This window comes from Leeuwenhoekiella sp. H156, from assembly GCF_052218455.1.
In the GTDB taxonomy this organism is placed as follows: Bacteria; Bacteroidota; Bacteroidia; order Flavobacteriales; family Flavobacteriaceae; genus Leeuwenhoekiella; species Leeuwenhoekiella parthenopeia.
On the sequence record NZ_CP197499.1, the window covers coordinates 3037501 to 3055875 of the forward strand.

The following is an 18375-nucleotide window of genomic DNA, read 5'->3' on the forward strand; positions in this document are numbered from 1 at the left end:
ATCTAAAGAGGTTTTATCTTTTAGATTTTCATTTTTTGATGAATTGGACTTTGTATTTGTTGAGTCAGGAAGGATTAAATCTTCATTTAGTAAAGGTGCACCCGGACCATCATACCAGATCCATTTTAAACTTTCTGTCGTGTATTGGGTACCCGGAAACTCATAAGTTACCGTATTCTGTTCCGGATAGCCGAAATCATTAGGAGGGCGGCAGTCATTTTTTATAATTTGAGGAACGCCTAATGCCAATGCATTGTATGGTGTGTCAAAAATATGCACTCCCATATCTCCCAGTGTCGCGCAGCCATAATCAATCAGTTTTCTCCAGTTTGCGGGATGATAAAAGCCTTCTTTGTAAGGTCTCTCCTGTGCTGTGCCTAACCACAGACTCCAGTCTAGCTGCGGGGGGATAGGATCTGATCCTTCCGGTTCGGGGCCGTTATAGCCCCAGTTTTTGGGAGACCAGGCGTGAACGGTGTGTACTTTGCCTATAATGCCCGATTGTATGAGAAGGGTTGCTAACTTGTAATCGTAAAACGAGTGCACCTGAATACCCATTTGGGTCACCAGATTTTTGTCAGCTGCCAATTGACGCATTTCACGGGATTCTGATACATAGTGCGTTAAGGGCTTTTGGCAGTAAACCGGTTTGTTGTTTTGCATTGCGAGCAGCGCAGCCGGTGCGTGAATATGATCTGGAGCCGAAATAACCACGGCATCGATCTCGTCTCCCAACTCTTTGAGCATTGCGCGGTAGTCAAAGAATATTCGGGCTTGAGGATGATTTTTATGGGCTACAGCTAAATTGATCGCGTCCACATCACAAAGGGCTTTTATAACGACCTGAGGATGCGAAGCCATAGCCTTTAAATCTTCGGCACCCATACCGCCAACTCCTATGTGCGCCGTACGAATGATTTCTGTATCCTTATTTAATCCTGATACTTTTGTTACAGATTGGTTTTCGGTTGCCAAAACGATTCCGGAGATCATCAGCCCTAAAGCGCCAATCCCACTTTTCTTAAGGAAATCTCTTCTTTTATTGTATTGTGCTGCCATTATAAGCTTTTGATTTTAATATTTCTAAACCAAATAGGGCTTGAATGATCCTGCAGCCCAATATAACCTGTTTTAAATTTGCCGTAATCGGGTGCGTTGTCCCACTTACCCGATTGTTTTTTTTGCTGCCATTCTTCAGACCAGGGAACAAATTCAAGAATTTTTTCACCATTGAGCCAATGTTCCACTTTTTCGGGGGTAAAGACTATTTTGGTGGTATTCCATTCTCCGGCAGGATTGAGCTGTTTTTTAGACAGGTCTGGAGTATGCATCGCATAATCTGCTCCCGTGCTCTGCCAGTCCTGTAATTCTTCGGGATGTGCTGCTCCAAATTGGGAGTTGTAGCTCGTGAGATCATGTATTTTGGCATAATTCTCATCATCTATAAGCTGATATTCGGGAGCAACTTCGGGTGGACCCGAATAGCCTTCTTTCACATGGTAAAAGATGCCGCTGTTTCCGCCTTGCGGGATTTTCCATTCCAGATACAGTTCAAAATTGTCAAACTCTTCAGCCCCGTAGATGATGTCTTTTCCGCCTTTATAATTTTGTTCAAGGCCCAATTCTGTATCAAACGTAAGCACGCTGTCTTTGACCGTCCAGCCCGGCGGAAGTGAATCTATACCATAACCCCGCCAGCCTTCGAGCGAAGTCCCGTCAAAAAGATAGGTCCAATCCTGTTCTGTGGGTTGAGAAGCCATTTCTTTTTCCGCTTGTTCGGTTTTGTTTTTGCAGGCAATTGTATTTACTGCTAAAATGCTTAAAATAAATGCTTTGAAGAAGGATAGTTTTTTGGTCTGAATCATAAAAAATAGAAATTGAAGGAGGATTAAGTTTTAGAGCCTGACTAAAAATACTAAAAACAGGAATAGGTATTCTGAAGACTTTTGAAAGTTTTGGCTTGAAAAGGCTACTACCTGTTCAGGCTGTTTCTCAAAGTAAGATAAAGTCACATGAGCGTATATTTAAGTAACTTGCCCCTATGAAGCACCTGAACCTTAATTGGAGAGAAGAAGAATTCTGGAATGCCTTTTCCCACGGAATGGGAGTTTTGATGGGTATTTTTGGAATTTATTTGCTGTTGACTGAAGATCATTACAAGTCTGATTACAGCACCTTAAGTATTCTGTTTTACGGTTTTTCGGTCCTTATTCTCTATATCTCATCTACCGTTTATCATCTGGTTGCGCACGTTTCGTGGAAACAGATTTTTAGAAAAATAGACCACATCAGTATTTATTTCTTAATCGCCGGCACCTATACCCCGGTAGCGTTAATATCTTTAGCTGACCGCAACGGGTGGATTATTTTCTGGACGGTCTGGGGTATTGCAGCGGTAGGAACGCTTTTAAAGCTATTCTTTACCGGGCGTTTTGAAGCGCTTTCCCTGATTTTGTATCTGGCGATGGGATGGTTAATCGTACTGGATTGGGATAATCTGGTCGCCGTTTCTTCAGAGCAGGGCATTCAGCTTTTAATGCTGGGCGGGGCGTTTTATACGCTGGGCATTGTTTTTTATGTGGTTCGGAAAATTCCCTTCAATCACTTTATCTGGCACCTCTTTGTATTGGGAGGCAGTATTTGTCACTTCCTGTTTATCCTGACCGATGTGATTTAGGCTGTGATAAAATCCTGATACTCGTACCAGAACAATTCAAACTTCTGCATGTGTTCGTTGAAAAAGTCAAAGACTTCCGGCCAGTGCGTTTTGTTGTGAATATTTACTCCGGTTTTCTCCACATAAATTCTTGAAATGATCTTGCCACTGCTGCGCAAATAGTTTTGTTCTAAACTGATATCTTCAGAGATTTCAGCTTTCAATAGATTTTTCAGGCTTTCAAATTTCTCAAAATAGTACTCCCGAATGAGTTCGTCGTGTGTTTCAATATCGAAAGAAACCTGAGCTTTTTGGTTGTCAAAACTGAATTTGAGATTGATTTCCTTGACCTTGGTATCGTAAAGCAACCATTTTCGCGGATAGCGCTTTCCGAAAAAGATCCAGAAATCCTGACGTATTTGTTTTGATTCTTCTTTGCTGAACATATTACAGGATGTAAGCTAAACCAATTCCTAACAGGATCACTCCAAATTTACTCGCGTTAAACTGATGGTTTTTTGAAGATTCAAAGAGAATCGTGGTTGAAACGTGCAGTAGAATACCCACTACCAGCGCGTTGATGTTGCTTTTTATGACGGGTGACCAAATATCCAACTGTCCCAGAAAACTGCCTAGCGGAGTCATTAAGGCAAAGATCAGGAGGAATACCAATACCTGAATGCGGCTGATGTTTGAGACCAGTAGAAAGGAGCTGATGATGATTGCAATGGGGATTTTATGAATGACGATCCCGTAAACAAGATCTTTATTTTCGGCAAGAGGAAAGCCTTCAAAAGCCGAATGTATGCATAAACTTATAAGGAGCAACCACGGAATCTGGCGTCTTTCGTTATCCAGGTGTAAATGGCCGTGTTCAGCACCGCGGGAAAGGAATTCCAGTAAAATTTGCAGGAGCAATCCGCCCATAATAAACAGACCGGTATTTTTTGAACCGGAAGCATATAAATCGGGTAAAAACTCAAAAATGGTTATCGATAATAAAAAAGCACCGCTAAAGGAGAGCAATAATTTTACGGCATTGTTGATTGCTGGTTTTAAAAAATAAGCAATAAGAAATCCTACCAGAACGGCGGCTACAGGTAAACTAAAAATCATATTCTAAATGGCTAGGCGTCGTTAGTCGTACTAAGCCGGTAAAATTAACCTATTTTTGCAATCTAAATTTTTAGGATGGAAGGCAACTTTAAAATGCTGGCCAAAACCTTGTTTGGTTTTGAAGAATTATTAGCCCAGGAACTGCGTGAACTGGGCGCCGGCGATATAACGATAGGCACCCGAAGCGTAAGTTTTACAGGGGATAAAGGCTTTATGTACAAGGCTAATTTATGCTGCAGAACCGCGATTAAGATTTTAAAGCCACTTAAATCTTTTGTGATCAAAGATGAAAACGCACTTTATGCAGCTGTTAAAAGTATCGACTGGAGCCAGTATATGCGCGTTAACGATACGTTTGCGGTGAATGCAACCATCAGCGGCGAGCAGTTTACTCACTCCCTTTTTGTGGCTCAAAAGGCCAAAGATGCAGTGGTTGATCAATTTAGAGAGCAAACGGGCGACCGGCCTGACGTAGATTTAAAGTTCCCGGACCTAAGTATAGACGTACACATTCGGGAGAACCGCTGCACGCTTTCTCTTGACAGCAGTGGTGTGTCTTTACATCAGCGCGGCTATCGTTTGTCTACCAATATCGCACCTATAAATGAAGTACTGGCAGCGGGCTGTTTGATGCTCGCCGGCTGGAAAGGGCACAGCGATTTTATGGACCCGATGTGTGGTAGTGGAACAATGCTCATTGAGGCCGCGATGATCGCCTGTAATATTCCGCCTAATTTAAACCGAAGACAATTTGGTTTTGAAAACTGGCATGATTGGGATCCTGATCTGTTTGATGTTATAGAAGCCTCGGCGCTCAAAAAGGTACGGGAGTTTCATTTTACTATCAAAGGCTACGATTTGGATCCTTCAGTTATTGAAAAGGCGAAGGAAAACATCAATAATGCGGGGTTGAATGAATTCATTACGCTCGAACAGGCCGATTTTTTCAAGACCGAAAAGGAGAAGGAGCGTCATTTGCATATGGTTTTTAATCCGCCATACGGCGAACGGATTCCGGTAGAAATGGAAGCATTCTATAAAAATATAGGAGATACCCTAAAGCAAAATTATAAGGATACCGAAGCCTGGTTTATCACTTCCAATCTGGAGTCTTTAAAGCACGTAGGCCTGCGCACTTCCCGAAAAATTAAGTTGTACAACGGTTCGCTGGAGTCGCGCCTGGTAAAATACGATATCTACGCGGGTTCTAAGAAGGCGAAATATCAGCAGGAGTAGCGTTTTATAATTCAGAATTCGGAATGCAGAATTATGAGTTTTCCGAATAGAGTATTTAATACAAATGCCCAATTAACTATTAACAGTTAACTGGTTTTAGCACTGAACTGCGAAAGAAGTAGAATTACTTTTAAATAACCCAATAACCCAATAACCCAATAACCCAATAACCCAATAACCCAATAAGCTATACCACCTTTTTAATCACCCGAAGTTTATGCGTATGGGTGCGACGTTCGGCATTGTAGATGCCTGTATGGTCAATGCGGTCGATACGCACTTCACCGTGTGCGTGAATGATGTGATTGTCCTGTAGCATGATCCCCACGTGCACGATACGGCCCTCCTCATTATCAAAAAAGGCCAGATCACCCGGTTCACATTCTTCAATAAAACTTAAGGGTTCGCCCTGAGCGGCTTGTTGCGAAGCATCACGAAATAAAGCGTGCCCGTTAAGACGATAGACCATTTGCGTAAAACCACTGCAGTCGATGCCAAAAGGCGTTCGGCCACCCCACAGATATGGACTTTTTAAATACAGAAGTGCCGTATTCACAAAAGCACTTTTGTCTCTTTTTTCGGAAATGGTATTGCCTTCATACTGATCCCCGGTAAGATCCAGATTGGCCAGTTGTGCACCAAGCGGAATGCTCAATACGTGATTGTCTGAAGAAGTAGCCATCTGTAGCAAATCGGTAGCTAAAACCGGCGTGCGCTCATCTGCTGCAAAGTAGTCTTCTTCGGTAATTTCTTTATACTGCTTGTTGTCTATCCAGCCCTCATACTTATCGTGAGCTAAGCGAATGCGGCTCCATTTTTTACGGATTTCGAGCACTTTAAAGTGTTCTCCATAAAGCACCTGATTTACCATTTCGCCGGCATCTGAAGGTTCCAGACGCATAGGTACAATACTTAAAGGGCAAATGCCATAATTCATCAGGCTGATTCAAATTTTGGTAAACAACTTCTGCATTATGTTGCGAAGCATTTCATTGAACAAAAAAATCGGAGCTTCTTTTTAACCAAAGCTCACTTCGTGAGTAAAAGTAATTCAAATGATTTTTCTGTACCAAATAGATTATTAACATTTGCCCTGTAAGCTGAATTTATCTGCTAATCACCATTGCCGAAGCACCGCCGCCACCATTGCAAATCGCGGCAGCTCCCAGCTTAGCATTATTCTGTTTTAAGACGTTGATAAGTGTTATTAAAATACGCACACCGCTACATCCTAAAGGATGTCCCAGCGATACAGCGCCTCCATTTACATTCACTTTTGAAGCATCAAGGCCTAAAATTTTCATATTGGCAAGACCCACAACCGAGAAGGCCTCGTTAAATTCGAAATAATCGACTTCATCCTGATTGATTCCGGCTTTATCAAGTGCTTTAGGTAAAGCTTTAGAAGGAGCGGTGGTAAACCATTTAGGCTCTGTTGCCGCATCGGCATAACCTTTAATGGTGCAAAGCACTTCCAGACCCAGTTCGTCTGCTTTCGCTTTGCTCATCACGATAACAGCCCCTGCACCGTCGTTGATGGTAGATGCATTGGCAGCAGTTACGGTGCCGTCTTTAGAAAATGCGGGACGCAGGCTTGCAATCTTATCCATATGCACGTTTTTGAACTCTTCGTCTTCTTTAACGACAAGAGGCTCCCCACGTCTTTGAGGTACTTCAACGGGAATAACTTCGTCGTCAAACTTTCCGGCTTCCCAGGCAGTGGCAGAACGCTTATAGCTTTCAATTGCAAAAGCATCCTGATCTTCTCTGGAAAACTCATATTCTTTGGCACACAAATCGGCACAAACACCCATAGCATTGCCGTCATAGGCGTCTACCAAACCGTCTTTCTGCATCCCGTCAACCAGTGTGGCCGGGCCAAATTTAGTTCCGTTACGCATGTGCACGTAATGCGGAATCTGGCTCATGCTTTCCATTCCGCCAGCGATGACAATCTCATTATCGCCCAGCGCAACAGATTGTGCGGCAAGCATGACTGCTTTCATACCCGAAGCACAGACTTTATTTACCGTGGTACAGGGCACTGTATCGGGGATTCCTGCCCCCAAAGCAGCCTGTCGTGCAGGAGCCTGTCCCACCCCGGCCTGAACGACATTGCCCATAAAGACTTCGTTAACCAGTTTGGGATCGAGATTTATTTTATCTAAGGCCCCTTTAATAGCGGCAGTGCCCAGTTGAACAGCAGTAAGTGAAGATAAGCTCCCTAAAAAACTGCCAATAGGCGTGCGTACCGCAGAGACAATTACAATTTCCTTTTGCATAATAGTGTATCTTGGTTTATGTGTTCTGCAAATTTAAAGAATACCGTACGAAAACGTTATATTTTAGCAAGGCTTTAGTCTTTAGGTGAAAGCGCATTATTTAGTATTTTTACGGGATGCGAAGCTATTGATCAGGGCATCAGGTTATAAGTTGGTTTTTTTAAGAACATTTAATTCTACCGAAATCATAATTTGTTGTATTCTGAATATATCTGACCTAATTACACTAATTTGCCTGTTCCCAGAATCTTTTTATGAGTGACCTATTAAACCGTTTTTACAAAAATCAAGGTTCTATTTACAAGGTGCTACTGTGTATTGCAAGCACCATTCTCATTGTATACCTGTTTCCCAAAAGCGGAAAGTTTCAGTTTGATTTTCAACAGAATAAACCCTGGCAGTACGATAACCTTTATGCGCCGGTAGATTTTGCTATTTTAAAGAGCGACGAGCAGCTTGAAGTGGAGCGGGCAGAAGCCCGCGATAACATTATTCCGTATTTCAATTACGATCAGGATATAGCCAATGAAGCCAAAGCGGCTTATGAAAATCAGTTTGCTTCGGTCTTTACCGATTCGATTTTTAAAAATCGCCAAAAAGAACTCAAGACTTTCGGCCTTCAAATACTGGATGATATCTACAAATACGGTGTGATAAGTGACGTTAGCGCGTTTGAAGATGGCCGTAAGATTTACCTGAGACGCGGTAATGAGGTTGAAGAAACCTCTATTGAAAACCTCAATACGACCGATGAGATTACCACATTAATAAACAGACGCCTGGTAAACGGACCTTATGTGCAGGCCGTGAACCGTTTTAAGGAACTGTTTTACGACATTGTACAGCCTAATGTGTTTTACGACGAAAAACTCACTACAAAAGAACTGAATGCCGAATTAAGCAAAATAGCACCCACCAAGGGAGTGGTAAATAAAGGCAGTCGTATTGTAGCCAAAGGTGAGATCGTTGAGCAGAAAACCTATCAGATTCTAAAATCCCTTCAGGCGGAATACGAATCGCAAACCTGGACAGCCAGTAAATACAACTGGGTTGTGTTTGGTTATGTGCTTTTAGTTTCGGTGGCACTTACGATGTTGTTGTTATTCATTCGTAACTACCGGGAGCAGGTTTTTGAAAACAATACCAAAGTAACCTTTATCTTTTTCAACATCATCCTTATGGTGTTGTTTACCACGCTCATCGTTAAGTATGATGCAAATTATGTGTACGTAGTGCCACTTTGTATTTTACCTCTGGTTATTAAAGCCTTTTTTGATGCGCGCCTGGGGTTGTTTACACACGTCATTGCCATATTACTTCTGGGGTTTATTGTACCCAATACTTCCGAGTATATGTTTTTGCAGGTGATTGCGGGTATTGTAACCATTCTTACGGTTTCTGAGCTGTATAAGCGCGCCAATCTATTTATATCTGTTGGGCAAATCACGTTTATTTATATCCTGGGTTATTTCGCCTTTCACATCATTCATGAAGGCACGATAGACAATCTGGAGTGGGAAACCTTTAGTATGTTTATCATTACCGGACTCGCAACCTTGTTTGTGCAGCCTTTGATCTATGCCTACGAAAAGATTTTTGGTCTGGTAAGTGATTTATCATTGCTTGAGCTTACCGATACGAATTCCAAATTGCTGAAAGAGTTGGCAAACAAAGCGCCGGGAACCTTTCACCACAGTTTGAATGTAGCCAATCTGGCTGAAGCGGCTGCGAATGAAATAGGAGCGAATTCTATGTTGGTGCGGGTAGGAGCTCTGTATCACGATATCGGTAAAATGGTCAACCCAACAGATTTTACCGAAAACCAGTCCACCGGGATTAATACACACGAAGACTTATCGCCTGATGAAAGCGCCCGTATCATCATTGATCATGTTTTAAATGGAATCGAAATCGCCCGTAAAAACAACCTGCCTGATCGCGTCATAGACTTTATACGAACGCATCACGGGACGAGTACGGTTTATTATTTCTACAAAAAAGCTCAGGAGCAGGACGGGGAGGTGAATGTAGAAGACTTTAGGTATCCGGGGCCATTGCCGTTTAGTAAAGAGACTGCGATACTGATGATGTCTGATAGCGTGGAGGCGGCCAGTAAGAGTCTTAAAAACCCAACTTCGGTGCTCATTGACTCGTTTGTAGAGAAAATTATCAATAAGCAGATGGACGAAAATCAGTTTTTAAATGCAAACATTACGTTTAAAGAAATACAGACGATCAAGAAGGTTTTAAAACTAAAGCTTAATAATATTTACCATTTGCGGATTGAATACCCGGAATAGTTTTTTGGCGGAATTCTTAGAATCAATCAGTTAGAATAAAAATTAAAATTTCTTATCAAAATAGCCTGAAAAGCTTTGGTTGATCAAAAGTTTAAATATATATTTGCACCCGCGTTTTGAGACAGAGACGTTAGTTCTTAGGAGAGGTGCCGGAGTGGTAACGGAGCAGATTGCTAATCTGTCGACGGGTAACCGTCGCCAGGGTTCGAGTCCCTGTCTCTCCGCAACAAATTGAAAAGATAACCGAAATTCAATTGAAGTGTAGTTTCTTGACAAGCTCGAGATAAATTACAATACAGATTGAAATCAATCGGGGTGTAGCGTAGCCCGGTTATCGCGCCTGCTTTGGGAGCAGGAGGTCGCAGGTTCGAATCCTGCCACCCCGACTAAATAGATATTTAACAGTATATGTTTAATATCTAATTAAATGAAAACCAGTAAAATACATTTTTACTGGTTTTTTTTGTGCCCATTTGTAGGCATATAGTTTGGTGTCCTATTTGGTGTCCTATTTTTTTAGGAAACTAATTTCTATATTTAAGGCACATAACCGGTACTGACTTTTGGACGGTTTGGCTTTCGTTTAACGGATTTTCCAATTTTAAACGAAGGTTATGATTACTTCACACACATTTAATGTCCATTTTTGGATCAAAAAAAGCGCTATTAGGAAAGATCAAACATTTCCTGTTTATGCTCGAATTTCCTTGGATAGCACTAGAGTAGATCTAAGCACTAAACACTCCGCACTAGAACAGGATTGGTGCGAGAAATCAAAGAGAGTATTTAAGCGCAGAACTAATGCAAAATTAATTAACGATGAATTAGATGAAATAGCTTCTAATCTAAAAGTAGCTTATCGTGAACTGAAGGCGGAGGGACTTCCTATCACTGCTAAGGCTATTAAATTACGTTATACGGGAAAAGATAGACCGGTACTTAAATTAAATGATTTAATTCAATATCATCGAGCTAATGATTTGAAAAAATTAGCACCAGGAACTGCCAAGAACTATACTGCGACAGAAAAGTACATTTTAAGATTTGTAAATAAGGAATACAGAGCTAACGATATTTATTTGAATCAAATAGATTATTCTTTTATTGTCAAGTTTGAAGATTACCTGAGAGGTTGTAAGACCCTTAGGAAATCTCAGCCGTTAAATAATAATGGTATAATGAAACATATGGAGCGCTTAAAGAAGTTTACCACTTTAGCGTTGAAACATCGATGGATAAAGTTTAATCCTTTTGAACTTTACCAACTAAAATATGACGATTTTGACTGTCCGTTTTTAGAAGAGCGGGAGCTTCAAATCCTTCGTACAAAAGCTATTTCAAACAATTCAATGCGTTTGGTAAGGGATTTATTTGTTTTTGCCTGCTATACTGGCCTGAGCTATGTTGATGTAAAGAATCTCAAAAAGAAAGATGTGATTACGGGCATAGATGGGCAAAAATGGATAATGCTGCGAAGACAAAAATCAAAAACCCCAGTAAAATTACCCTTACTAGACGAAGCGAAAAGTATTCTTAATTACTATGATCAAACGCTTGAAGTACTCAATGGCAACAATCTCCTTCAGGTGTATAGCGATCAAAAGGTAAATCAATATCTTAAAAGGATTGCTAAGCTTTGTAAGATTGAAAAAAACCTCACTTTCCATGTAGCCCGTCATACTTTCGCAACAACAGTTACTCTGCTAAATGATGTGCCAATTGAAACGGTATCCAAAATGTTGGGGCATACCAAACTTTCCACAACTCAAAAGTATGCCCGAGTAGTAGAGCAGAAAATCAGCAATGATATGTATGAGCTACAGGCTAAACTAAGGAAAAATAAAAAAGTCTTTAACTCAAAAAGCGAACATTTGAGTAACCTTCGTATCGTACGATAATCTATATCAATATTAGAAAATTGGAGTATGTGATTATCTAATCAATATTCCCGAAAGTTAAACTCGCAAAATTTTTACGGAAAAGGGACGGCATAAAGCCAGGTTGCTACGCCGCCCTTTTTTATTCCGTTTCCTTTCCACTTTAAAATTTTGTCTTCCGTTTGATTCAATGCTCAAATATTGTTTAATCTAAATTCATAAGCTATGTATTTACAAAATTTGCAGCAGGATGAGATTTTTGTTTCTAATGAACTGATATCTCTTAAAAGTTTGACCCAGATGGAATCTCGAAGGGGTCTGGAAAATGCCGTTATTTCAAATGGTAAAATCGTTAATGTAGTTTCAAACAGTTACGGTCACATCTCAAATCAGGTATTCTTCGGTAGAGCAGAAAAAATGCTTAAAGATGCCGGTCTTATGTTTATAAAACGAACGATCAACAAAAATGACCGGTCTTTTGTTACTGATTTTATCGTCGATGACTCGAGTCAATTTAGTATTAAAAATGAGGCAGACAGTATTTTACCGATGCTTCGGTTTAAGAATTCCTATGATGGAAGTGAAAAGACTTCGGGCCATTTTGGATTTTACCGTCAAATATGCTCTAATGGGTTACACGTTTCTCAAGCTGAAATCGAGTTTTCAATAAAGCATAGTAAAAACAATACAGATCTTATTATGCCTAGTCTGACAAATCTCTTCCAACGGTTTTTAGATAACGAATTTTACACTATAACTCAAAAGTTTCATAAGATGAGGGATTTCGAAATCATAGATACTCGTGAGTTCGTTAAGGTTGTTTTAGATCAAATTAAACTCTTTCGATACGAATGCAGTGATACCAATAGTAATCCGTCAAAGAAATCGAGATCAGTACTAGAAATTTTGGACTATGAGGCCCTGGCATTAAAAGAAACTCCAAACTTATGGTTAGGTTATAATGCCTTTAATTCAGTTTTGCACAACATCTTAAAGAAAAGTTTTGGGCAACAGGAGCGATTAGATAAAAAGCTGTTTAATACTATTTGCGAAATGGCTTAATTCATAAAGGTTTTCCAGTTCCTTTAAAAAACTGGATTCATATCAATATTTGGTTACCCATTCGCTCAGCCCATTTCCCTCCATTCCGCCAGGCTCCATTACGATAAAAGAGCTTCACTCGAAGTCTTGGACCCATCTGTTGTTTTGTTTCCTTCATTCCATTTACCCACTCGCTGCGCTTTTGGGTGCATTTCATTCACTCCCAAAAAACAGATACGTCCGCTTTTTTTAGAATAGGAAAGCCGGCATCCTGATTTTCTTAATCGGATTTTGCGGCAGGATCTTCTTGGCTCCTGCTCGCAAATCCTGAAAAACCAGGTGCCGTCCTGGTCATTTTAAGGGGTTTCTAATGGCTAAGGCCTTGCTTGTTTTTCGGGACAGCGAAAAACAGGCAGAACCTAACCAATTCTAGATTAAACCCGACTGCTCCGCTCGCTTAACTTCCCGTACGCTCGCTTTTCATCCGGCTTTAAAAGAATTGCTAAGGCTCTTATGGAACTTGTCAAGGCTATACGGAGTTTCCTAGAAAAATAAGGTTTCTACTTCCTTGAAATCCATCCCTGTATCAGGGAGGATTTACTACGTCGCAGACACTCCTGATTTGTTCCCGGAAAGCCTTGACAAAACCCACCTCATCCATTGTGCTACGCACGTAAGAAGGCAAACAAACACCCCTTAAAATTTAAGTTCAGTTCCAATAATCAGGAACGCTTAAATGGAAAAGGGAATTAGTAACCGCCTTTTTACAGGCATTTAAATTCTTTCAATTATGGGAACTTTAAGAAACCATGTACAGTTAATCGGAAACGTTGGTCAGGAGCCAACCATCACCAATTTGGAAAGCGGCCGCAAAGTCGCACGCTTTTCCCTCGCCACCAATGAATTCTATAAAAAAGATAAAGGCGAAAAGGTACAGACTACCGAGTGGCACACCGTTGTCGCCTGGGGTAAAACCGCAGACCTCATTGAGAACTATGTAGTTAAAGGTAAAGAACTGGCTTTAAGCGGAAAACTCAAATCCCGCAGTTATGAGGACAAAGAGGGAGTAACCCGCTATGTAACCGAAATCGAAGCTTCGGAAATCCTTTTAATGGGCAGCAAATCTTAAACCGGTTTAAAGGCTTGGGCCCTGTTGATTGAAACAGAGCCCAGCCTTTTACTTATTCTTAATTCGTATCACCATGGAAAATTCAAATATCAATTTAGCCCAAAACCTTAAGCAATTCAGCGGAAGTGCTCTGTATTACACCTTACCGCTGTTCCATTACAAATACACTGAAGGGGTACACTATCTGGCTGAGCAGGCAGGCTGCTACTGGATGCTTACCGATATAGCAGCAGTCGTTAAACGCTTTAGAGCCAAACACGGATTTATAGTGGCTGTGTTTAAGCGGTACTGTGAAAAAGATCAAACACGAATCCACAAAGAAGCGGTAATCACTTATGGAGAAGGCAACGGCATAACCCTTTTTGAACAGGAGTATGACTTGACCGATTTTCCTTTAGATGAACTGCGCCTGTTTTTTGTAGACGATATCCTGATGTTACCCAACGAATATTAAGCCGATCGTTATGCAAACACAACTCAACGAAATCAAGCTTCGGTATTCTACAAGACAGAAAGCTACAGACTGGATTAAAATCAGTTCTTCGACGCAGGCTGCAGCGGAAATTTACAAGAACTGGGATAAAGACCATATCGCCACTTTTGAATGCTTTAAAATCGTATTGCTCAACAACAGCAACCAGATCAAAGGAGTTTTTCAGGTTTCGCAGGGCGGAATAACCGGCACCTTGGTAGACGTCAGACTAATATTTGCGGTTGCGCTGAAATCTTTGGCGGTGGGGATGATCCTGACCCATAACCACCCCAGCGGAACACTTAATCCCAGTGAAGCCGATAAGAGCATTACAAGTAAAATCAAAAGCGCAGGGGAGTTTCTGGACATCAAAGTTTTAGATCACATCATTTTAACCCCATCAGGCAAATACTTCAGCTTTGCGGATGAAGGAATTCTTTAAAATTCAGAACCCTGATTTATCTCCATTTTACCGATTTAAGCGAGGAAGCACAAGAGCGACTTTTGGCTAAATCAAGGGAAGACGTCAAGAAGAAATACGGCAGGGAGCTGATGAATAACGCTTTGAAACATCATACTCCTATTGACCAGATGCTGGATGAAGAAGCGATGCGGAATTTATATTCCTATAGCTAAGTGTTTACATATAAAAACTCAAAACGGCAATCTACAAACGCTCCACAAAACGGGGCGTTTTTTGTTTTTGAAATCCCGAAAATTCACAAAATAACGTATCTTTAAAAGGCTGACAAACAGCACACATTTTAAAAGTAGGGGTATCCATTTTTTGACTTTCGCTGATATACCTACCCAGCAAATACTAACATTTCGGAAATTTTTCCAGAGAAAAAGCAAGGGTTGCAGATGATAATCTGGTAACCAAATTGTAGGGATTTTTGTTCGCCTGCGGCGAACGAAAAGGAATAGCAAGAGGGTAACACGCTGCGCGCTGTTACAGATTCCTTTTCGTTTTCAATACATTGAAAATTAACGGTTTAAAATTTAATCAATACTTTGATTCTCAATAATTTGCGACAAATGCCTTCAAAGCGCCTGTTTTATGGGAAGAATTTGCGACAAATCAGCGAATTATGGACCCATTTTTAGGCATTCGATTTAAGAAAACAACTGCTAAACGATTTCAGGAATTCTCCCGCAAACACTTTAAAACGCACACGGAAGCGATGGAGACTATGCTCGACTTTTTCCTGTATAATGAGATTTCTCCCAAAGAACAGTTAGGTCCTACCGGACGCACCCTGGAAGCAAAACTCCTGAAACGCATCAATGCCGTAATTGCGATTATCAAGGACGTGGAAAAGAACCAAACCAAACCCACCCAGGCCATGCTCGAAGCGCTATTTACCCAGACGGAAACGCCGGAAGAAAAGCCCTTGATTGTAAAACGGGAAGACGAACTGGATGATGCACGGTTTGAAGATTGGGATGGAAAGGATTTTTAAATGAGAGCACTATGTACATCACCATCACACCTCAGAAATTAGGAACCCATTTCAATCAGAGTTCCAGTGATTTTGTCAGCTATTTAGAAAAAGAAAACGAAGATCGTACCTTGGTGAATTTTGAGTATTTCTTCAACCAAACGGAGAATGATATCAAACCGGATCGGGTAGTGGCGGAGATTGATTCCAACACCGCAAAACTTAAGCGTAGCGAACCCCGGTTTTATTCCATCACCGTTAATCCGTCCAGGCGGGAATTACAGCATTTAAAAAATCATCCGGAAGAATTAAAACGCTACACCCGTGAATTGATGCAAGACTATGTCAAAGCCTTTAGTCGGGAGATCAACGGCAGACCCATACGAGTAGAGGATATTAAGTACTTTGCGAAAATTGAGCTTACCCGCCGTTTTAAAGGAACAGATCGCGAAGTAATTGCCAATCAGCCCATAGCTTCTAAAATTCAAGCCCTGAAGGATGAAGTCTATCGCATTCAGACCGGCACCACCACGGGTAACCTTCAGGCGCTACAGGATAAAATCAGACGTCTGGAACAGGAGGCACCCCATCAACTCAACGGCAAGCGCATTGTTCAGGGAATGGAAAAGCCCGGGCCGCAAAGTCACATCCACATAATCGTAAGCAGGAAGGATCAATCCAATTCGATCAGTCTGTCTCCGGGAAGTAAGTACAAGGCATCAGAGGTGGAGTTTAACGGGAAGCAGATCAAGCGTGGCTTTGATCGGGATTATTTTTTCAGTCAGGCTGAAAAGACATTTGACAGGCTTTTCAAGTACGAGCGTAACTTTATGGAGCAATACACCTCCCGAAGGGATTTTGTAAAGGATACCACCCAGTTTTACAAAAATCTTCTTAAGCTCCCTAATCCCGAGCGTACTGCCGCGTTTAAACTGATGCGGGAAGCCGGAATTAAATTGCCACCAACTGTTCCGGTGGATCAGGTACAACTGGCATACAAAGCCTTTAATGCCCTGAAAAGGGGAGTGGGCATTGCAGTGAAATCAAGTTCCATCAGTATATAAGTTTTACCTTGGAGATCCTTAAATTGATACTTGTAGAGCTCGCCTTATTAGCACTGTATGTTTTGGCAAAGCGATTCTTTAGCCTTGCCTGGGTATTTGGATTTTTGCTTTTAGGCTGCTCTTCAGCGCTTTTGACCTTATATGGCGATTGGTATTTGATCCTGTTGTACTATACCTGTCCGCTGTTTTTGCTGGGAACCTGTATTGGAGTCTTTATTCCAAAACCTAATCAAAATACCCGCACAAAATATCAGGTTCATTTTACAACGCATAACAAGCGCTTCCAGATTGAAAATATCAAACGGGGAGCATCGGTAATTGCTTCTGCCGGTAGCGGGAAAACCGAAAGCCTGGTTTATCAATTCTTAAAGCATTTCCAAAAGCATCAGTTTTGTGGCATTATACACGATTACAAAAACTTTGAACTTACTGAGATTGCCTATCCGCTTTTCCAACAGTCGAACATCCCGTTTTACACAATCGCCTTCGATGACGTCATCCATAAGGTGAATCCTATTGCTCCACACTATTTACCCAATGAAGAAAGTGTCAATGAAGTGGCTCGTGTATTACTGGAAAATCTTCTCGAACAAAAAGAACAGGTAGTGACGGGATCTTCTAAATTCTTTAATGATGCCGCCGAAGGACTTTTATGCGGCATGATCTGGAGCTTAAAGGAAGATTTGCCAAATCTGTGTACACTGCCACATATGATTGCGCTCTATCAGTATCTGGATACCAAACAACTGGTTGTTTGGCTTTCTGAAAACCGGACTTCCCGAATTATGGCCAGCGCTTTTATAAGCGGGATTGATTCTGAAAAGCAAACTGCCGGAGTGATGAGCACGCTGGCTAATGCCCTAAAACGCATCAGTACCAAACGCATCTTTATGGCGCTTTCTGCAGATGAAGTGCCGCTAAACCTGAACAGTCCTGAAAATCCTGCGGTGATTAGTGTGGTCAATAACCCCAAATACGAATCGGCTTATTCACCGGTAATCGCGACCATTCTGCATACCGCAATTAAACAAATGAGTGTACGGGAACAACAATCTTCTTTTTTGATGATGGAAGAAGCTCCTACAATACGTTTACTCAATATGCACCGCATCCCCGCAACCCTGCGAAGTTATGATGTGGCAACTATTTATGTAATGCAGGATAAGGTGCAAAACGATATGATGTATGGCGATAAGGCGAGCAGAGCCATTCTTGCCAATCTGTCCTATCAGTTTTTTGGAAAGGTCAATGATCCCGACACCGCCAAATACTACGAACGCTTTTTTGAAATTGTCAAAAATCCTACTAAAAGTGTGAGTAAGGGCTATACACTGGATTTTGATACCCGTGTGACAACAGGGGAACGGGAGGTTTCTAAAGTGCGAGCGGATGTGTTTTTCCGGTTAAAGCAGGGAGAATTTATTACCTATGCGGATGGCATGGACCGTAAAGTACGGTTTAAACTGGATACGATTAAACGCGAGCAGCCTCAAAAAGTCAAGCGCTATACGGAGACCGATTACGATACTAATTTTAAACGTATTCACTGGGAAGTGATGAGACGGTTTAAAATTAATAGAGGGTGATTTTGTATCTAATAAAGTCATTAGTTAATAAAATTGAATAAGGGCCTCTGTGTTGTGCAGAAGTCGATTTATTAGAAATAGAGTTTAAGATAAGTTTTTATATATAACAACCTAATCAGAATTCCTGAGTTAAAATACCTAATAGCAGGTATTAATATTTATCAATTTATTTAT

The 18375-nt window shown here is 41.2% G+C and carries 18 protein-coding genes and 2 tRNA genes (1 of these 20 only partly in view); 14 read left to right on the top strand and 6 right to left on the bottom strand.

Annotation, left to right across the window (positions count from 1 at the left end):
- Together ACSSS3_RS13020 and ACSSS3_RS13025 are read right to left on the bottom strand one after the other, a co-directional pair.
- A protein-coding gene (locus ACSSS3_RS13020) for a Gfo/Idh/MocA family protein (protein WP_442844971.1) crosses the window boundary here: on the bottom strand, window positions 1–1059 show its 5' portion. Its footprint begins 414 nt before the window's first position; only the first 1059 of its 1473 coding nucleotides appear in the window; it begins with the start codon at window positions 1057–1059; the stop codon falls past the left edge of the window.
- Window positions 1059–1865 carry a 3-keto-disaccharide hydrolase gene (locus tag ACSSS3_RS13025; protein ID WP_442844972.1) on the bottom strand — a complete coding sequence of 269 codons (807 nt, stop codon included), beginning with the start codon at window positions 1863–1865 and terminating at the stop codon, window positions 1059–1061. The genes ACSSS3_RS13020 and ACSSS3_RS13025 overlap by 1 nt, the downstream gene beginning before the upstream one ends.
- 176 nt (window positions 1866–2041) lie before the next feature.
- Here ACSSS3_RS13025 and trhA point away from each other — a divergent pair, with 176 nt between their 5' ends.
- Window positions 2042–2677 carry a PAQR family membrane homeostasis protein TrhA gene (gene trhA, locus ACSSS3_RS13030; RefSeq protein ID WP_442844973.1) on the top strand — a complete coding sequence of 212 codons (636 nt, stop codon included), beginning with the start codon at window positions 2042–2044 and terminating at the stop codon, window positions 2675–2677.
- On the opposite strand, the gene ACSSS3_RS13035 is transcribed toward trhA, so the two are convergent.
- Both ACSSS3_RS13035 and ACSSS3_RS13040 read right to left on the bottom strand, forming a co-directional pair.
- On the bottom strand, window positions 2674–3102 hold the full coding sequence (locus ACSSS3_RS13035) for a DUF4268 domain-containing protein (protein WP_228231441.1): 429 nt from the start codon (window positions 3100–3102) through the stop codon (window positions 2674–2676). The two genes, trhA and ACSSS3_RS13035, sit on opposite strands and share 4 nt — an antisense overlap.
- A gap of 1 nt (window position 3103) precedes the next feature.
- Window positions 3104–3772 carry a ZIP family metal transporter gene (locus ACSSS3_RS13040; protein ID WP_442844974.1) on the bottom strand — a complete coding sequence of 223 codons (669 nt, stop codon included), beginning with the start codon at window positions 3770–3772 and terminating at the stop codon, window positions 3104–3106.
- A 75-nt stretch (window positions 3773–3847) separates the two neighbouring features.
- Between ACSSS3_RS13040 and ACSSS3_RS13045 the strand changes: the two genes are divergently transcribed.
- On the top strand, window positions 3848–5008 hold the full coding sequence (locus ACSSS3_RS13045; protein WP_228231443.1) for a THUMP domain-containing class I SAM-dependent RNA methyltransferase: 1161 nt from the start codon (window positions 3848–3850) through the stop codon (window positions 5006–5008).
- A 187-nt stretch (window positions 5009–5195) separates the two neighbouring features.
- Here the strand turns inward: ACSSS3_RS13045 and ACSSS3_RS13050 are convergent, their stop codons facing one another.
- Together ACSSS3_RS13050 and ACSSS3_RS13055 are read right to left on the bottom strand one after the other, a co-directional pair.
- Window positions 5196–5945 carry a C40 family peptidase gene (locus tag ACSSS3_RS13050; RefSeq protein ID WP_442844975.1) on the bottom strand — a complete coding sequence of 250 codons (750 nt, stop codon included), beginning with the start codon at window positions 5943–5945 and terminating at the stop codon, window positions 5196–5198.
- 169 nt (window positions 5946–6114) lie between these two features.
- Window positions 6115–7290: an acetyl-CoA C-acyltransferase gene (locus ACSSS3_RS13055; RefSeq protein ID WP_442844976.1), complete on the bottom strand. Its 1176-nt coding sequence runs from the start codon at window positions 7288–7290 to the stop codon at window positions 6115–6117.
- Between the two features lie 254 nt (window positions 7291–7544).
- On the opposite strand from ACSSS3_RS13055, the gene ACSSS3_RS13060 reads away from it, so the two are divergent.
- From ACSSS3_RS13060 to ACSSS3_RS13115, 12 genes are all read left to right on the top strand, one after another.
- Window positions 7545–9590 carry an HD family phosphohydrolase gene (locus ACSSS3_RS13060; protein ID WP_442844977.1) on the top strand — a complete coding sequence of 682 codons (2046 nt, stop codon included), beginning with the start codon at window positions 7545–7547 and terminating at the stop codon, window positions 9588–9590.
- A 140-nt stretch (window positions 9591–9730) separates the two neighbouring features.
- A tRNA-Ser gene (locus tag ACSSS3_RS13065) sits at window positions 9731–9814 on the top strand.
- An 87-nt stretch (window positions 9815–9901) separates the two neighbouring features.
- Window positions 9902–9976 (top strand) — tRNA-Pro (locus tag ACSSS3_RS13070).
- Window positions 9977–10204: 228 nt separating this feature from the next.
- Window positions 10205–11488 (top strand): site-specific integrase, encoded by a 1284-nt coding sequence (locus tag ACSSS3_RS13075; protein WP_442844978.1) that lies wholly within the window; start codon window positions 10205–10207, stop codon window positions 11486–11488.
- A 204-nt stretch (window positions 11489–11692) separates the two neighbouring features.
- A complete protein-coding gene (locus ACSSS3_RS13080; RefSeq protein WP_442844979.1) occupies window positions 11693–12529 on the top strand; it encodes a DUF932 domain-containing protein in 837 nt (278 codons plus the stop codon).
- 769 nt (window positions 12530–13298) lie between these two features.
- Window positions 13299–13637: a single-stranded DNA-binding protein gene (locus ACSSS3_RS13085; RefSeq protein ID WP_228231454.1), complete on the top strand. Its 339-nt coding sequence runs from the start codon at window positions 13299–13301 to the stop codon at window positions 13635–13637.
- Window positions 13638–13710: 73 nt separating this feature from the next.
- Complete coding sequence (locus ACSSS3_RS13090; protein ID WP_442844980.1) at window positions 13711–14091, top strand: DUF6876 family protein; 381 nt, start codon at window positions 13711–13713, stop codon at window positions 14089–14091.
- Between the two features lie 10 nt (window positions 14092–14101).
- Window positions 14102–14551, top strand: a complete 450-nt coding sequence (locus ACSSS3_RS13095) for a JAB domain-containing protein (protein WP_442844981.1) — start codon at window positions 14102–14104, stop codon at window positions 14549–14551.
- Window positions 14552–14613: 62 nt separating this feature from the next.
- A complete protein-coding gene (locus ACSSS3_RS13100; protein WP_442844982.1) occupies window positions 14614–14745 on the top strand; it encodes a hypothetical protein in 132 nt (43 codons plus the stop codon).
- Between the two features lie 455 nt (window positions 14746–15200).
- Window positions 15201–15572 (top strand): BfmA/BtgA family mobilization protein, encoded by a 372-nt coding sequence (locus ACSSS3_RS13105; RefSeq protein WP_442844983.1) that lies wholly within the window; start codon window positions 15201–15203, stop codon window positions 15570–15572.
- Between the two features lie 11 nt (window positions 15573–15583).
- Window positions 15584–16615 carry a MobB family relaxase gene (mobB, locus tag ACSSS3_RS13110; protein ID WP_442844984.1) on the top strand — a complete coding sequence of 344 codons (1032 nt, stop codon included), beginning with the start codon at window positions 15584–15586 and terminating at the stop codon, window positions 16613–16615.
- 8 nt (window positions 16616–16623) lie between these two features.
- Window positions 16624–18201 carry a type IV secretory system conjugative DNA transfer family protein gene (locus ACSSS3_RS13115; protein ID WP_442844985.1) on the top strand — a complete coding sequence of 526 codons (1578 nt, stop codon included), beginning with the start codon at window positions 16624–16626 and terminating at the stop codon, window positions 18199–18201.
- The last annotated feature ends 174 nt before the right edge of the window (window positions 18202–18375 follow it).

Coding starts and splice junctions, on each gene's coding strand:
- trhA (WP_442844973.1), top strand. CDS start 2,042: ATGAAGCACCTGAACCTTAATTGGAGAGAAGAAGAATTCTGGAATGCC.
- ACSSS3_RS13105 (WP_442844983.1), top strand. CDS start 15,201: ATGGACCCATTTTTAGGCATTCGATTTAAGAAAACAACTGCTAAACGA.
- ACSSS3_RS13090 (WP_442844980.1), top strand. CDS start 13,711: ATGGAAAATTCAAATATCAATTTAGCCCAAAACCTTAAGCAATTCAGC.
- ACSSS3_RS13045 (WP_228231443.1), top strand. CDS start 3,848: ATGGAAGGCAACTTTAAAATGCTGGCCAAAACCTTGTTTGGTTTTGAA.
- mobB (WP_442844984.1), top strand. CDS start 15,584: ATGTACATCACCATCACACCTCAGAAATTAGGAACCCATTTCAATCAG.
- ACSSS3_RS13050 (WP_442844975.1), bottom strand. CDS start 5,945: ATGAATTATGGCATTTGCCCTTTAAGTATTGTACCTATGCGTCTGGAA.
- ACSSS3_RS13080 (WP_442844979.1), top strand. CDS start 11,693: ATGTATTTACAAAATTTGCAGCAGGATGAGATTTTTGTTTCTAATGAA.
- ACSSS3_RS13025 (WP_442844972.1), bottom strand. CDS start 1,865: ATGATTCAGACCAAAAAACTATCCTTCTTCAAAGCATTTATTTTAAGC.
- ACSSS3_RS13055 (WP_442844976.1), bottom strand. CDS start 7,290: ATGCAAAAGGAAATTGTAATTGTCTCTGCGGTACGCACGCCTATTGGC.
- ACSSS3_RS13095 (WP_442844981.1), top strand. CDS start 14,102: ATGCAAACACAACTCAACGAAATCAAGCTTCGGTATTCTACAAGACAG.
- ACSSS3_RS13075 (WP_442844978.1), top strand. CDS start 10,205: ATGATTACTTCACACACATTTAATGTCCATTTTTGGATCAAAAAAAGC.
- ACSSS3_RS13035 (WP_228231441.1), bottom strand. CDS start 3,102: ATGTTCAGCAAAGAAGAATCAAAACAAATACGTCAGGATTTCTGGATC.
- ACSSS3_RS13085 (WP_228231454.1), top strand. CDS start 13,299: ATGGGAACTTTAAGAAACCATGTACAGTTAATCGGAAACGTTGGTCAG.
- ACSSS3_RS13040 (WP_442844974.1), bottom strand. CDS start 3,772: ATGATTTTTAGTTTACCTGTAGCCGCCGTTCTGGTAGGATTTCTTATT.
- ACSSS3_RS13060 (WP_442844977.1), top strand. CDS start 7,545: ATGAGTGACCTATTAAACCGTTTTTACAAAAATCAAGGTTCTATTTAC.